The organism is Aureimonas sp. CAS (assembly GCF_059838215.1).
The window spans coordinates 2,799,602-2,813,126 of sequence record NZ_CM187563.1 but is presented as its reverse complement, the minus strand read 5'-3'; the positions used below and the strand labels follow the sequence as shown (position 1 = coordinate 2,813,126).

Annotated in this window: 15 protein-coding genes; 11 read left to right on the top strand and 4 right to left on the bottom strand. The window is 67.2% G+C overall.

The genetic code is table 11. From position 1 onward, the window contains the following. Together phnE (AC6R2M_RS13465) and phnE (AC6R2M_RS13460) are read left to right on the top strand one after the other, a co-directional pair. Window positions 1-807 carry a phosphonate ABC transporter, permease protein PhnE gene (phnE, locus tag AC6R2M_RS13465; protein ID WP_500482960.1) on the top strand — a complete coding sequence of 269 codons (807 nt, stop codon included), beginning with the start codon at window positions 1-3 and terminating at the stop codon, window positions 805-807. Continuing rightward, window positions 807-1,610, top strand: coding sequence for a phosphonate ABC transporter, permease protein PhnE (phnE, locus tag AC6R2M_RS13460; RefSeq protein ID WP_500482958.1), 804 nt, complete (start codon window positions 807-809; stop codon window positions 1,608-1,610). Before phnE (AC6R2M_RS13465) ends, phnE (AC6R2M_RS13460) begins: the two co-directional genes overlap by 1 nt. A 78-nt stretch (window positions 1,611-1,688) precedes the next feature. On the opposite strand, the gene AC6R2M_RS13455 is transcribed toward phnE (AC6R2M_RS13460), so the two are convergent. Next, entirely contained in the window at window positions 1,689-2,882 is a 1,194-nt protein-coding gene (locus AC6R2M_RS13455; RefSeq protein ID WP_500482956.1) for an NAD-dependent epimerase/dehydratase family protein, read from the bottom strand. A 120-nt stretch (window positions 2,883-3,002) separates the two neighbouring features. Here AC6R2M_RS13455 and AC6R2M_RS13450 point away from each other — a divergent pair, with 120 nt between their 5' ends. From AC6R2M_RS13450 to rpsU, 7 genes are all read left to right on the top strand, one after another. Then, on the top strand, window positions 3,003-4,067 hold the full coding sequence (locus AC6R2M_RS13450; protein ID WP_500482954.1) for a glycosyltransferase family 4 protein: 1,065 nt from the start codon (window positions 3,003-3,005) through the stop codon (window positions 4,065-4,067). 127 nt (window positions 4,068-4,194) lie between these two features. After that, window positions 4,195-5,217 (top strand): GlxA family transcriptional regulator, encoded by a 1,023-nt coding sequence (locus AC6R2M_RS13445; RefSeq protein ID WP_500482952.1) that lies wholly within the window; start codon window positions 4,195-4,197, stop codon window positions 5,215-5,217. Between the two features lie 175 nt (window positions 5,218-5,392). After that, window positions 5,393-6,589 carry a quaternary amine ABC transporter ATP-binding protein gene (locus AC6R2M_RS13440; protein WP_500482950.1) on the top strand — a complete coding sequence of 399 codons (1,197 nt, stop codon included), beginning with the start codon at window positions 5,393-5,395 and terminating at the stop codon, window positions 6,587-6,589. Between the two features lie 11 nt (window positions 6,590-6,600). After that, entirely contained in the window at window positions 6,601-7,443 is an 843-nt protein-coding gene (locus AC6R2M_RS13435; protein ID WP_500482948.1) for an ABC transporter permease, read from the top strand. A gap of 37 nt (window positions 7,444-7,480) precedes the next feature. Beyond that, on the top strand, window positions 7,481-8,317 hold the full coding sequence (locus AC6R2M_RS13430; protein ID WP_500482946.1) for a glycine betaine ABC transporter substrate-binding protein: 837 nt from the start codon (window positions 7,481-7,483) through the stop codon (window positions 8,315-8,317). 181 nt (window positions 8,318-8,498) lie between these two features. Continuing rightward, window positions 8,499-8,735, top strand: coding sequence for a hypothetical protein (locus tag AC6R2M_RS13425; RefSeq protein WP_500482944.1), 237 nt, complete (start codon window positions 8,499-8,501; stop codon window positions 8,733-8,735). Between the two features lie 80 nt (window positions 8,736-8,815). Then, window positions 8,816-9,079 (top strand): 30S ribosomal protein S21, encoded by a 264-nt coding sequence (rpsU, locus tag AC6R2M_RS13420; RefSeq protein WP_500482942.1) that lies wholly within the window; start codon window positions 8,816-8,818, stop codon window positions 9,077-9,079. A gap of 106 nt (window positions 9,080-9,185) precedes the next feature. Here rpsU and AC6R2M_RS13415 read toward each other — a convergent pair whose 3' ends face one another. Beyond that, window positions 9,186-9,812, bottom strand: a complete 627-nt coding sequence (locus tag AC6R2M_RS13415) for an RBBP9/YdeN family alpha/beta hydrolase (protein ID WP_500482940.1) — start codon at window positions 9,810-9,812, stop codon at window positions 9,186-9,188. A 206-nt stretch (window positions 9,813-10,018) separates the two neighbouring features. Here AC6R2M_RS13415 and AC6R2M_RS13410 point away from each other — a divergent pair, with 206 nt between their 5' ends. Next, window positions 10,019-10,612 carry a GNAT family N-acetyltransferase gene (locus tag AC6R2M_RS13410; RefSeq protein WP_500482938.1) on the top strand — a complete coding sequence of 198 codons (594 nt, stop codon included), beginning with the start codon at window positions 10,019-10,021 and terminating at the stop codon, window positions 10,610-10,612. Window positions 10,613-10,622: 10 nt separating this feature from the next. Here AC6R2M_RS13410 and AC6R2M_RS13405 read toward each other — a convergent pair whose 3' ends face one another. Continuing rightward, a complete protein-coding gene (locus tag AC6R2M_RS13405) occupies window positions 10,623-11,249 on the bottom strand; it encodes a ribonuclease D (protein WP_500482937.1) in 627 nt (208 codons plus the stop codon). A 75-nt stretch (window positions 11,250-11,324) separates the two neighbouring features. Further along, window positions 11,325-12,419 carry a dihydroorotase gene (gene pyrC / locus AC6R2M_RS13400; protein ID WP_500482935.1) on the bottom strand — a complete coding sequence of 365 codons (1,095 nt, stop codon included), beginning with the start codon at window positions 12,417-12,419 and terminating at the stop codon, window positions 11,325-11,327. A 291-nt stretch (window positions 12,420-12,710) separates the two neighbouring features. On the opposite strand from pyrC, the gene fdxA reads away from it, so the two are divergent. Continuing rightward, entirely contained in the window at window positions 12,711-13,049 is a 339-nt protein-coding gene (gene fdxA / locus AC6R2M_RS13395; protein ID WP_500482933.1) for a ferredoxin FdxA, read from the top strand. Window positions 13,050-13,525: the final 476 nt, after the last annotated feature.

Here is a 13,525-nt window from a genome sequence, read left to right as displayed (position 1 = left end):
ATGGACGCCGCGACCTATCCGAGCCGCTGGTCCCGCCCGCCGGTCCTGATCCGCGCGAACTGGCTGCGCTGGGCCGTCTATGGCGGCTTCGCGCTCTATCTCGTCCTTGCCGTCGGCTCGCTGGAGATCAACTGGACGCGCGTCGCCGAGGGGCTGACGCGCGGCGGACGCTTCATCGAAGGCTTCCTTCAGCCGGACTTCACCTCGCGCTGGCGCGACATCTCGCGCGGGCTCGCGGAAAGCCTGACGATGACGCTGACCTCCACCGTCGTCGGTATCCTGATCTCGATTCCCATCGGCATCGGCGCGGCCCGCAACGTCTCTCCCGTCTGGCTCTACGGCATCTGCCGCTCGATCATCGCGGTCAGCCGAGCCTTCCAGGAGGTGGTGATCGCGATCCTCTTCGTCGCCATGGTCGGCTTCGGGCCGCTGGCGGGCTTCCTCACCCTGTCCTTCGCCACGATCGGCTTCATCGCCAAGCTTCTGGCCGAGGACATCGAGGACATCGACGAGAGTCAGGCCGAGGCCGTCCGCGCGACGGGCGCGTCCTGGTTCCAGCTTCTCAACTACGGCATCCAGCCACAGGTCATGCCGCGCCTCATCGGCCTGTCGATGTATCGCTTCGACATCAATTTCCGCGAATCGGCGGTGATCGGCATCGTCGGGGCAGGCGGCATCGGCGGCACGCTGAACACGGCCATGGAGCGCTACGACTACGACACGGCGGGCGCGATCCTGATCGTCATCATCCTGATCGTGATGGCCTGCGAGTACGTCTCGTCCTTCGTGCGCGGGAGGGTGCAGTGATGGCCTCCACGACACCCGTCTGGAAGAAGCGCACGAGCGCGCAGGAATGGGCGCTCTGGGCCGGCTGGGCCGGGCTCGCGATCCTGTTCGTCTGGTGCTGGCAGGTGATGAACCAGAACACGATCTGGGCCTTCGTCTGGGACGCGCCGCGACAGGGGCGCGACCTGATCGCACGCGGGTTCCCGCCGCGCTGGGAGTACGCCTCGCAGCTGTGGAAGCCGCTGTGGGACACGATCAACATGGCGACGCTCGGCACGCTGCTCGGCACGCTCGTCGCCGTGCCGGTCGCCTTCCTCGCCGCGCGCAACACGACCCCGAGCGCGGCGGTCGCCCGCCCGCTGGCGCTGCTCGTCATCGTCGCCTCGCGCTCGATCAACTCGCTGATCTGGGCACTGGTGCTCGTCATCATCTTCGGGCCGGGCATCCTCGCGGGCATTCTCGCCATCGCCTTCCGCTCGGTCGGCTTCGTCGGAAAGCTGCTCTACGAGGCGATCGAGGAGATCGACGGCACCCAGGTCGAGGCGGTGCGCGCCACGGGCGCCGGCGCGATGCAGGTGCTGGACTACGGCATCTGGCCGCAGGTGCTCCCGGCCTTCGCCGGTATCACCGTGTTCCGCTGGGACATCAACATTCGCGAGGCCACCATTCTCGGCCTCGTCGGGGCCGGGGGCATCGGCCTGCCGCTCCAGTCCTCGCTGAACACGCTCGCCTGGAGCCAGGTCTCGGTGATCTTCGCCCTGATCCTCGTGACCGTCGTCGTCTCCGAATGGGTCTCGGCGAAGGTCCGGCACGCGATCATCTGAACGATGCTTTGAAACGAAGAAGGGGCGGAGACCGCGCGGCCTCCGCCCCTTCTTTTCCTGATCGTTGAAGGCCTGCGGTTACTCGGCGGCGAGCGGCAGCTCGGGCTGCGGGCGCACCCAGAGGCTCGAACAGACGATCCGGCTCGTGTCGATCCGGTCGCGGTGCCGGCTCGCCACCTTCACCACCTCGTCCAGGAGGCCGTCGGACAGCTTCGTCGGGCGCAGGCCGAGCGAGAGAAGCCCGGCGTTCTCGACGACAAGGTCGTTCTCCGGGGCCTCCTTGCGGGGGTTGTCCATCATCTCGACCGGCACGCCGGTCTTGTCCGAGATCATCTGGGCCAGATCGCGAACACGGTGCGTCTCGGTCATCTGGTTCATGATCTTCACGCGGCTTCCGCGCTCGGGCGCCGAGCCGATCGCGAGTTCGACGCACTGCACCGTGTCGCGGATGTGGATGAAGGCGCGCGTCTGACCACCGGTGCCGTGGACCGTCAGCGGATGGCCGATCGCGGCCTGCGCCAGGAAGCGGTTCAGCACCGTTCCGTAGTCGCCGTCATAGTCGAAGCGGTTGACGAGGCGCTCGTCGAGCTCGGTCTCGGGCGTCGAGGTGCCCCAGACGATGCCCTGGTGCAGGTCGGTGATCTTCAGGCCGTCGTTCTTGGCGTAGTACTGGAAGAGCAGCTGATCGAGCGTCTTGGTCATGTGGTAGATCGAGCCCGGATCGACCGGATAGAGGATCTCCACGTTCGCCTCGGCCCCGCCCGAGCGCAGCGTCGCGTCGATGTAGCCCTCGGGGATCATCATCCCCTTCGTCTTGCCGTAGCCGTAGACGCCCATCGTGCCGAGATGGACCAGATGCGCGTCGGGGCAGGCCTCCACCATGGCGCAGAGCACGGCCGAGGTCGCGTTGACGTTGTTGTCCACGGTGTAGCGCTTGTGCCACGGCGACTTCATCGAATAGGGCGCGGCGCGCTGCTCGGCGAAGTGGACGATGGCGTCCGGCTGCCTGTCGCGGAACAGGGCTTCGAGCCGGTCGTAGTCCTTCGCGACGTCCATCTCGACGAACTCGATCGGCTTGTGCCCGGTCTCGCTCCACGCCGCGATTCGCTCCTGCATGGAGCGGATCGGAGTGAGGCTTTCCGCGCCGAGCTCCTCGTCGGTCCGCCGCCGCACGAGATTGTCGACGATGGTGACCTCGTGGCCCCGGGCCGCGAGATGCAGGGACGTGGCCCAGCCGCAGAAGCCGTCGCCGCCCAGTATGATGGTCTTCATCGTCGGTCGTTCCGTTGTTCGATCTAAGAGGACGAACTATGAGATCGTCACGAATTTGCGATGACGGTCGTCCACGAAAACGGACATGAGCAGAACGCCGATCTATTTCCAGAGCGTCCCATGCGAATTCTGATCGCCACCGACGCATGGCACCCGCAGGTCAACGGCGTCGTGCGCGTGCTGGACACGACGGCGCGCCTGCTGCGGGACTTCGGCCACGAGGTCGAAATCGTCGGCCCCGACCGGTTCCGGACCGTTCCCGCGCCCGGATACAACGAGGTCCGGCTGGCGGTCGCGCCCGGAAAGGACCTCGCCCGCATCGTCGAGAGCTTCCGGCCGGACGCGATCCACGTGCCCGTGGAGGGACCGATCGGCCTTGCGGCCCGTCGCTACTGCAAGAAGCGCGGCATCCCCTTCACCACTTCGTTCCACACGCGGTTCGGCGACTATTTCGAGAAGCGCATCGGGACAGGCGGCGAGGTCGCCTATTCGGTCCAGCGCTGGTTCCACAACGCCTCGGCCGCCATCATGGTGCAGACGCCGACGCTGGACCGCCAGCTCGGCGAACGGGGCTTCCGCAACCTCAAGCGCTGGGGGAGGGGGGTGGACACCCAGCTCTTCCGGCCGCTGCGCGAGGAGCCGGATTTCGACCCCGATTTCCTCGGCCTGCCGCGCCCGATCTTCATGTATCTCGGGCGCGTGTCGAAGGAGAAGAATCTCGAAGCCTTCTTCGATCTCGACCTTCCGGGCTCGAAGGTGGTCGTCGGCGACGGTCCGGCCCTGTCCGCGCTCCGCCGCGCCCATCCGGGCGTCCGCTTCCTCGGCTATCGCGGGGGTGACGATCTGGCCCGCCATCTCTCGGCCGCCGACGTGTTCGTCTTCCCCTCGCGCTTCGAGACCTTCGGCCTCGTGGTCCTCGAAGCGCTGGCCTGCGGCACGCCGGTCGCCGCCTTCCCGGTTCAGGGCCCGCTCGACATTCTGGGCAGGACGCCGCACGGCGTTCTTTCGGAGGATCTGGGGCAGGCGGCGCTGGAGGCTCTGTCGATCGACCGTGCCGGATGCCGGGCCTTCGCCGAGGGCTTTTCCTGGGCGAGCTGCACGCGCGAGTTCGAGAGCAATCTCGTGCCGATCCCGGCCAGCGTTTGGGATCTGATCGAATCGGACGAACTCGAAGTCGCGCGCTGAGCGATTTGAGCTTGGAATCGTCGTAAAGTTCAGGTCAGATTTATCCCGACCGATCGTCGCCGGGGGAGCGACCATTCGTCGCGATTGTGACCCGAGCGCGGAGCCGCCCATGAATGTCCACTCGCGAATGCGCGCAGCGCCTGCCCCGACCCCGCAGCTGCGGGTGGGGTTCCTGCTGGCGCACCAGTTCACGCTCTCGGCGCTCTCCCTCTTCATCGACGCACTGCGCCTGGCGGCGGACGAGGGCGACCGCTCGCGGCCGATCCACTGCTCCTGGTCCGTCATGTCGGCGCGCGGCGAGCCTGTGCGCTCCAGCTGCGGCCTTCACATCGCGCCCACGGGCGGGTTCCTCGATCCGAAGGGCTTCGACTACATCGTCGTCGTGGGCGGCCTCCTGACCAAGGGCGACCAGCTCGACCGGCCCTCGCTCGACTATCTCAGGCGGGCGGCCGCGGACGGCGTTCCGCTGGTCGGCGTCTGCACGGGGTCCTTCATCCTGTCGCGCGCGGGCCTGATGAAGGGACGGCGCACCTGCGTCTCCTGGTATCATCTCGCCGATTTCGAGACCGAGTTCCCCGACCAGTCGCCGCATGCCGACCAGCTCTTCATCGTCGATCGCGACCGCATCACCTGCGCGGGCGGATCGGGCGTGGCGGACCTCGCGGCACACCTCATCGGCCTCCATGTCGGCCCGAGCGCGGCGCAGAAATCCATGCACGTCCTGCAGATGCAGAATGCGCGGGCGGGGTCGGACGCCCAGCCCCACGCGTCGGTCGGCTCGCCGAACGACGAGCGGGTGCGCCGCGCCATCCTCGTCATGGAGCAGCACGTCGCCGAGCCGCTGACGATCGAGGCCATCGCGACCAAGCTGAACCTCTCCACGCGGCAGCTCGAGCGGCTGTTCCATGAGGCATTGCAGGAGAGTCCCGCCAGCGTCTACCGCGCGTTGCGCCTGCGCTATGCCCGCCGGCTTCTGGAGACGACGCGCAAGAGTGTGACGGAGATCGCGGTGGAGGCCGGTTTCTGCGACGGGGCGCATTTCGCCCGGCAGTTCCGCAGCATGTTCGGGATCGCGCCGCGCGATGCGCGAGCGAGCGGCAATTGTGGCAAAATGGGGCCGAAGGTTGACGATGCGGTCTTGGCTCTGTAGCAGGCGACGCAGTTACAGAGCGTCTGCCCGATCCGAGGCGGCGTTGTCCTCTGTCGGGATTCTACCCATCCTTGTCCGCTAACGTATCGTCAGCGGCTCGGGTTCCCGTCACGATCCCCGAAACAGCTCTCGAAGCGAGCATGCCTCGCCTTTGTGCAGCCAACCCGGAGTATCGATGGAACGCATTCGCGTCACCGATGTCGTCAAGCTCTTCGGCGAAAATGAAGCGCAGGCGCACGACCTCCTCCAGCAGAATGTCAGCAAATCGGACATTCTGGCGCAGACGGGGGCTGTCCTAGGTCTCGACCGGGTTTCCTTCTCGGTCGATGAAGGCGAAATTCTGGTGGTGATGGGGCTGTCGGGCTCCGGCAAGTCCACCATGCTCCGATGCCTCAACCGGCTCGTGGAGCCCACCTCCGGGTCGATCCTCGTGGACGGGACCGAGGTCACCACGCTTTCCAAGAAAGACCTCCTGGAGTTTCGCCGTGCGAAATTCGGCATGGTCTTCCAGCACTTCGCGCTCTTTCCCAACCGCACCATCCTCGAGAATGTCGAGTACGGCCTCGAAGTGCAGGGCGTGGCCAAGGCCAAGCGCCGCGAGAAGGCGATGGAGGCGATCGAGCTCGTCGGCCTCAAGGGCTGGGACGCGAAATATCCGAGCCAGCTCTCCGGCGGCATGCAGCAGCGCGCGGGTCTGGCCCGCGCCCTGGCGGTCGACGCCGACATCCTCCTGATGGACGAGGCCTTCTCCGCGCTCGATCCGCTCATTCGCCGCGACATGCAGGACGAGCTGGGCGCCCTGCAGAAGAAGATGAAGAAGACCATCGTCTTCGTCAGTCACGATCTCGACGAGGCGATCCATCTCGGCGGGCGGATCGTTCTCATGAAGGACGGCGCGATCGTCCAGACCGGCTATCCGGAGGAAATCCTCCTCAAGCCTGCCGGCGACTATGTCCGGCGCTTCGTCGAGCATATCGACGTCTCCTCCGTCATCACGCTCGCTCGTCTGGCGGACGGTTCGGGGCGCTCGCTCTTCAAGGGCGCGAACCGCGAGGAGGCCGAGGCCTATTTCGCCGCGAGCGGCGCGGCCAGCGCCATCGTCACCTGCGAGAAGAACATGCCGGTCGGCCACCTCACGCGGGACGGCCTCTCACGGATGAACGGCAGCGCCGATATCTCCTCGGTCATGGGCGGCAAGCCGCCGACGGCGGCGAGCGGGGCGGTCCTGCGCAGCGCCCTGTCCAGCCTCTCCGCGCATCCGGACGGGGTCGCGGTCGTGGATGAAGACGGGCGCTATGTCGGCCTCGTCACGCAGAGTTCGGCCCTGTCGGCCCTGTCCGGCGAGGACACCGCCTCGCGCAGCGTGAACTGAGGAGAGCCGCGATGGACTGGACCGTTCCGAAGTTCCCGCTCGACACGCTTTCGGCCGACGCGCTCGCCTGGCTCACCACCAATTTCTCCGACCTGACCCGCGAGATCAGCCGCTTCGTGCGGACCTGGATCGGCTGGGGCACGGACGGGCTGAGCGCTCTTCACCCGCTCGTCATCATCCTCGCCATCTCGGGCCTCGCGCTCTGGCTGGCGGGCCGCAAGGTCGCGCTGCTCGCCCTTCTCGGCCTTCTGTTCCTGTGGAACCTGCGGCTCTGGGGCGCGACGGTCGAGACGCTGGTCCTGGTGCTTCTGGCCACCGCCGCCGCACTGGCGATCGGCATCCCGATCGGCATCCTCTGCGCGCTGTCCAAGCGCACCTGGAGGGGCGTCGGCCCGATCCTCGACATGATGCAGACCATGCCGAGCTTCGTGTATCTCATCCCGGCCATTCCCTTCTTCGGCCTCGGCGCGGTCTCGGCGGTCTTTGCGACCATCGTCTTCTCCATGCCGCCGGTCATCCGCCTGACGGCCCTCGGGATTCTCTCGGTTCCCAAGGACCTGATCGAGGCCTCGGACGCCTTCGGCACCACGACGAGCCAGAAGCTCTTCAAGGTTCAGCTGCCGCTGGCGCTGCCGACCATCATGGCGGGCATCAACCAGACGATCATGCTGTCCCTCTCCATGGTCGTCATCGCATCCATGATCGGAGCGGGCGGTCTCGGCCGCGAGGTCTGGAGCTCGATCCAGCGCCTCGACGCCGGCCGCGGCTTCCAGGCGGGGATCGCGATCGTGATCGTCGCCGTCATCCTCGACCGCATCACCCAGGCCATGGCGCAGCGCGCCCGGCCCAGCTGATCGGCAGAACGTCACAACAACGGAAGGAAACGACCTGATGAAGAAGACGCTTGCAGCCATGCTTCTGGCCTCCGCCGCCCTGACGGGCGCCGCGCAGGCGCAGGGGAGCGGCAACGTGAACCTCGCCTATGTCGAATGGTCCGACGCGATCGTTGCGACGAACATCCTGGCCCATGTGCTGGAGGATCAGGGCTATACGGTCAGCATGACGCCGCTGCCGGCCGCCGCCATGTGGCAGGCCGTCGCCACGGGCGAGGCCGACGCCATGGTCGCCGCATGGCTGCCGGTCACGCACGCCGCCTATCTCGAGGAGCTCGAGGATCAGGTCGAGGTTCTCGGCCCCAACATCGAGGGCGCGCGCCTCGGCTGGGCCGTTCCGACCTATATGGAGATCGATTCGATCGAGGACATCGCGGCCGATCCCTCCGTCGTCGACGGCCAGATCATCGGCATCGATCCGGGCGCCGGCCTGATGCAGGCGTCCGAGAAGGCGATCGAGGACTATTCGCTGGACGTGACGCTCGTGGACGGTTCGGACGCGACGATGACGGCCGCGCTGCAGGACGCGATCTCGCGCGAGGAGCCGATCGCCGTCACCGCCTGGACGCCGCACTGGATGTTCTCGCGATTCGACCTGAAGTATCTGGAGGATCCGAAGGGCTCGCTCGGCGGCGAGGAGACCGTGAACAACGTCGTTCGCACGGGCCTTCAGGAGGACATGCCGGACGTCTACGACATCATCTCCAAGTTCCGCCTCGACCTCGCAGACGAGGAGGCGCTGATGCTGGAGAACGAGGAGGGCGGTGATCCGGTCGAGACCGCCCGCGCCTGGATCGAGGCCAACCCGGACAAGGTCTCCGCCTGGACCGAGTGACCGGCGCGTCGAAACGAGACGTCGAGGGAGGGGTCGGCCGCGGGGCCGGCCCCTTTTTCGCTGCGTTCAGAAGGGTAGCTGACAAAGCCCTTCCGATGCACTATATGAAGCCGTCCTTTGGGACAGATGTCGGCATGGCCTGCCTTCGAGCGCGCCTCCGACAGAATTGAAAGCCGCGGTCATGAACAGCGAAGCCACCTCTCCGGAGGAGAAGAAAGCCGTTCGCCGCGAACTGGATCGGGCCGAAAAGGGCTCCGCCATGGCGATGATCGCCGCGGAGACCCGAGCGGTCAACGACAAGACGGCGCGCCTGCGGGCCCTTCGTCTGGAAAACGAGCGGATCGTCGCCGAGGCGGCGGTTCCCGAGAAGAAGAAGGCGCCGGTTCGCCGGCGCGCCCGCAAGGCCAGCGAGGCCTGAACGTAACCCGACCCGGCGCAGCCGGGCGAAACCGAGAAAACCGATCGTCCCGGCGACGGGCGGTCATGCAGGAGAGCCCATTGCAAGTCCTCGTTCGTGACAACAATGTCGACCAGGCGCTGCGCGCCCTGAAGAAGAAGCTGCAGCGCGAAGGCGTCTTCCGCGAGATGAAGACGCGCCGCGAGTACGAGAAGCCCTCGGAAGAGCGCGCCCGCAAGAAGCAGGAAGCCGTTCGCCGCGCCAAGAAGGTCGCGCGCAAGAACGCCCAGCGCGAAGGCCTGCTCCCGGCCCCGAAGAAGAAGGTCTTCTCGCGCGGTCCGGCGGCGCCTCGCAGCGCGGCCTGAACGGTCGAACGAGCTTTGGAATGCGAAAGGCCGGCGATCTCGCCGGCCTTTTTCTTTGACGGGACGGTTTCCCTGACGGGATGGATGCGGACGGTTCGTCCGGCCCTCAACTCGCCAGTTTCAGGACGGGACGGGCGAGTCGGCCGCGCGGTGACGGCCCCAGCCGCCGCTCGACGCGGGCCTGCGACGGGCGGACCGGCGTCGAGGCGCGCAGGCCCTCGGCCAGGATTTCGCCGTCGGCCCATTCGCCGAAGCCGCTGTCGACGTTGATGTGTCCGGCATGGCCGAGATCGACCAGCGCGGAGCCCCAGCCTGCCGCATGGGCGTTCGCTTCGCGCCATCCCATGAAGGGGTCGTTGCGGCTGGCGACGACGATCGAGCGGAAGGGCAGGGGGCGAAGGCTCCCCAGCCTGAAATCGGTCAGATCCGGCCGCCTGGCCGCCAGCCGCTCGATATCGGCCGGGGCGACCAGAAGCGCCCCCGCGACATGGGCGGCGGACGGGCGTTCGGCGAGATGGGCGACGAGGACGCAGCCCAGCGAATGCGCGACGAGGACGCAGCCGGGCGCCTCCGCGATCCGCGCCTCCAGCCGGTGCAGCCAGTCCGTCAGGACCGGGCGCGCCCAGTCCTCCTGCTCGACGATCTCGGCCGAAGGCGTCTTCTCGGCCCAAAGCCGCTGCCAATGTCCGGGCCCGGAGCCGTCGAGCCCGGGAACGATCAGGGTTTCGATCATCGCCGTGATCCTCTCGTCTTACGTCGCTGGCCACGAATCTACGGGCCGTGCGCATCGGGCGCGCGGCCTCGCATCCCAATTTCCGGCGGCCGCGCGGAAAATCCCTCCGCACGGGAAGGGCGGACGGGTCGGGCCTCCGCCTCTTGCCCTGCGGCTGCGAAGCTGGAATGTCGCTTTCGTGAATCTGAGAGGACACCGTACTCGCGATGGCGATCGACGAACGCTTCATGTCCGTCCCGAAAGGGACCATCGCCGCCGTCGTGACGGTGCTGGAAATGCGCGAGGCGGCCGCTGCGAGGCCGCAGCATGTCGATCCGTCATGGACCATCGAGACCGTCGAGCGGCCCGATCCGGACTTCTATCTCGATCTCTACCGCCGCGTCGGTGCGCCGCATCTCTGGTATTCGCGACTGGAGATGGAACACGAGCGGCTGGTCGCGCTCCTGCACGACCCGAAGGTGCGGCTCGACGTGCTGCGGGTCGAAGGCCGCGCCGAGGGCCTGCTCGAATTCGACTTCCGAGACGCGAATGTCTGCGAGATCGCCTTCTTCGGCGTCACGCCCGCGCTCGTGGGAACGGGCGCGGCGCGCGTCATGATGAACCGCGCGATCCGCGTCGCCTTCGAGCAGCCGATCGAGCGGCTCTGGGTTCACACCAACTCGATCGACCACCCGAAGGCGCTCGACTTCTACCGGCGCTCGGGCTTCACGCCGGTCGAACGCCACATCGAGATGGCGCAGGACCCGCGCCTGAACGGGCTCCTGCCGCGCGATTGCGCGCCGCACATCCCGATCGTCTGAGCGGGAGAGCTCAGCTCCGGTTGACCGAGTGCGAGAAGATGTCCTCCTCGTCCCAGCCGAGGAGGTCGAGGCGCGCGCGGGTGGGCAGATAGTCGAAGCTGGCGCGCGCGATGTCGAGCCGGTCCTCCCGCTCCAGGCGCTGCAAAAGAACGCCCATCAGATCGTGGAGGTGGAGAACGTCGGAGGCGGCGTACTCGATCTGCGCCGGGGAGAGCGTTTCGGCCGCCCAGTCCGAGCTCTGCTGCTGCTTGGAGAGATCGACGCCGATCAGCTCCTTGGTCAGGTCCTTGAGCCCGTGTCGGTCCGTGTAGGTGCGGGTCAGGCGCGAGGCGATCTTGGTGCAGAAGACCGGCTGCGTCATCACGCCGAAGGCGTGGTAGAGCGCGGCGACGTCGAAGCGGGCGTAGTGAAAGATCTTGGTCTTCGACGGGTCTGCGAGGAGCGCGCAGAGATTGGGCGCCTCGCGCTGGCCCTTGGCGATCTGAACGAGATCGGCCGTCCCGTCGCCGGGCGAGAGCTGCACCACGCAGAGCCGGTCCCGGCGCGTGTCGAGGCCGAGCGTCTCGGTGTCGATGGCGATCGAGCCCGTGTAGCGGGAAAGGTCCGGCAGGTCGCCCTTGTGCACGCGAATGGTCATGGAAAGCTCTTTCGATGGGTCTGAAGTCGGAAGCGACCCTGCCATTCGCTCGGCGGAGCGCTTCATGTCTCGGTGTCAGTCCTGGACGGATGCGATCGACCAGGGAAGCGTCTCGCCGCCGCGGAAGGGAACGACGTCCTCGCCATCCACGGCGATGGCGGCCGGAATGAAGGACGGGCGCTTCTCCAGCGTGATCGTTCCCTCGTTCGGCGAAATGCCGTGGAAGCGCGGCCCGTTCAGCGAGGCGAAGGCCTCGAACCGGTCGAGAGCGTTCTCCTCCTCGAAGACCTGCACGTAGGTCTGCAGCGCGGTCGCGCCGGCGAAGACGCCGGCCGCGCAGCACGGCGCCTCCTTGGCGCCCCGGCGGTGCGGCGCGGTGTCCGTGCCGAGGATGAAGCAGGGCTCGCCCGAGGTCGCGGCCTTGCGTAGGGCCAGGCGGTCGCTCTCGCGCTTGGCGACGGGCAGGCAGTAGAGATGGGGGCGCAGGCCCCCCTGGAAGATCGAGGTGCGGTTGATGACGAGATGATGCGGCGTGATCGTGCAGGCGACCCGCTCGCCGTGGGCGCGCACGAGGTCGATCGTGCCGGCGGTGGACGCGTGCTCGATGACCACCTTCAGCCCCGGATGGCGCTTCAGGAGCGGCAGCATCTCCGTTTCCATGAAGACCGCCTCCCGGTCGAAGATGTCGATCGCCGGATCGGTCGCCTCGCCATGCACGAGGACGGCCATGCCGATCGTCTCCATGCGCTCCAGGACGGGGGCGAGGGCGGCGATGTCCGTCACGCCGGCATGCGAATTGGTCGTGGCGCCCGAAGGGTAGAGCTTGGCGGCCCGCCAGACGCCCTCGCGATAGCCTCTCTCGATCTCGTCCGGCGCGGTCCGGTCGGTCAGATAGCAGGTCATCAGCGGCTCGAAGTCCGAGCCTTCGGGACGCGCGTCCATGATGCGGGTGCGATAGGCGACGGCGTCCTCGACGCTCGTCACCGGCGGCACGAGATTGGGCATGATGATCGCGCGCGCGAACTGCGCGGCCGTGTAGGGCAGGACCTCGCGCAGCATCGCGCCGTCGCGCAGATGGACGTGCCAGTCGTCCGGGCGGCGGATCGTGACGGAGGGAACGGCGTCCGTGCGCGCCGCCGCGGTTTCGTAACGCAGACCGTCCGTGATCAAGTGCTTTCTCCTTCTGCCGGCCGCGCGCCGGAAGCCTCCGCTCGCGACCGGTCCTGCCATCGCCGGAAACGCACGCGCGCGCAAGGTTCGGCAGGGCACAGCGGATCCGGCGGAACGTTCGTTCCTTCGACGGGCGTTCCGGGGCAAAGCCGACCCTTGCCACGAGCGCGGACAGGGTCTACCTCGCTCCCATCCGCTTGACGGCCTGCGAGCGGCAACGGTCCGGCGCCGCCCCGGCGCGCTCCGCCGCTTGCCGTCCCCATTCTCGCCGAGCCAGCGCCAAGGCACGCCATGACCTACGTCGTCACAGACAACTGCATTCGCTGCAAATACATGGACTGCGTGGAAGTGTGTCCGGTCGACTGCTTCTACGAAGGCGAGAACATGCTCGTCATCCATCCGGACGAGTGCATCGACTGCGGGGTCTGCGAACCGGAATGCCCGGCCGAGGCGATCAGCCCGGACACCGAGCCCAATCTCGACAAGTGGCTTCAGGTGAACGCCGAATATGCCGAGAAGTGGCCGAACATCACGCTGAAGCGCGAGGCGCCCGCGGATGCGAAGGAGTTCGACGGCAAGCCGGGCAAGTTCGAGGCCTATTTCTCCCCCGAGCCCGGCCAGGGCGACTGATCGCCGCGCCGCGCTGCGCCGTCCCGCGGACGCCATGCGTCCGGGCGGTTCGTCACGGAGGCCCGGCCGATCCGGGAGGGGCGGGCAGGTAAGCTGAGAAGGACCGCGGCGACGGCTCTGCCGGTTCCGAATTCGTAGGCTTTCCGGCGCTTTGACGTAGGGCTTTTGGCGCCGCGCACGTCAGGTTTGGGCCGGACCTGCACGAGTCTTTCGGCGCCCTTTCGGGGACGGACGCATCTTGGCGTCCCGAGCCCAGGAAATCTTGACCCTGATGGGTCGCGCCCGCCCGCTGCTGCGCAATTTTGTTGAATTTCGCGCACGGATAGGGTATTATTTCTGCAACAGTCGAATGTCGGAGAGGGTCGAGACAGCTTGACCTGGCATTCGCGGCACTTCCGAAAGGCGCGCTACCGTCAGGGCGGTTCAACCGTCGACTTCTCGTCGCTCGCCCTCGTCACCGTCGCATATTCGACAGT

Excerpts from the sequence above, each read along its gene's own strand:
- phnE (WP_500482960.1), top strand. The coding sequence starts at position 1 with ATGGACGCCGCGACCTATCCGAGCCGCTGGTCCCGCCCGCCGGTCCTG.
- phnE (WP_500482958.1), top strand. The coding sequence starts at position 807 with ATGGCCTCCACGACACCCGTCTGGAAGAAGCGCACGAGCGCGCAGGAA.
- AC6R2M_RS13455 (WP_500482956.1), bottom strand. The coding sequence starts at position 2,882 with ATGAAGACCATCATACTGGGCGGCGACGGCTTCTGCGGCTGGGCCACG.
- AC6R2M_RS13450 (WP_500482954.1), top strand. The coding sequence starts at position 3,003 with ATGCGAATTCTGATCGCCACCGACGCATGGCACCCGCAGGTCAACGGC.
- AC6R2M_RS13445 (WP_500482952.1), top strand. The coding sequence starts at position 4,195 with ATGCGCGCAGCGCCTGCCCCGACCCCGCAGCTGCGGGTGGGGTTCCTG.
- AC6R2M_RS13440 (WP_500482950.1), top strand. The coding sequence starts at position 5,393 with ATGGAACGCATTCGCGTCACCGATGTCGTCAAGCTCTTCGGCGAAAAT.
- AC6R2M_RS13435 (WP_500482948.1), top strand. The coding sequence starts at position 6,601 with ATGGACTGGACCGTTCCGAAGTTCCCGCTCGACACGCTTTCGGCCGAC.
- AC6R2M_RS13430 (WP_500482946.1), top strand. The coding sequence starts at position 7,481 with ATGAAGAAGACGCTTGCAGCCATGCTTCTGGCCTCCGCCGCCCTGACG.
- AC6R2M_RS13425 (WP_500482944.1), top strand. The coding sequence starts at position 8,499 with ATGAACAGCGAAGCCACCTCTCCGGAGGAGAAGAAAGCCGTTCGCCGC.
- AC6R2M_RS13415 (WP_500482940.1), bottom strand. The coding sequence starts at position 9,812 with ATGATCGAAACCCTGATCGTTCCCGGGCTCGACGGCTCCGGGCCCGGA.
- AC6R2M_RS13410 (WP_500482938.1), top strand. The coding sequence starts at position 10,019 with ATGGCGATCGACGAACGCTTCATGTCCGTCCCGAAAGGGACCATCGCC.
- AC6R2M_RS13405 (WP_500482937.1), bottom strand. The coding sequence starts at position 11,249 with ATGACCATTCGCGTGCACAAGGGCGACCTGCCGGACCTTTCCCGCTAC.
- fdxA (WP_500482933.1), top strand. The coding sequence starts at position 12,711 with ATGACCTACGTCGTCACAGACAACTGCATTCGCTGCAAATACATGGAC.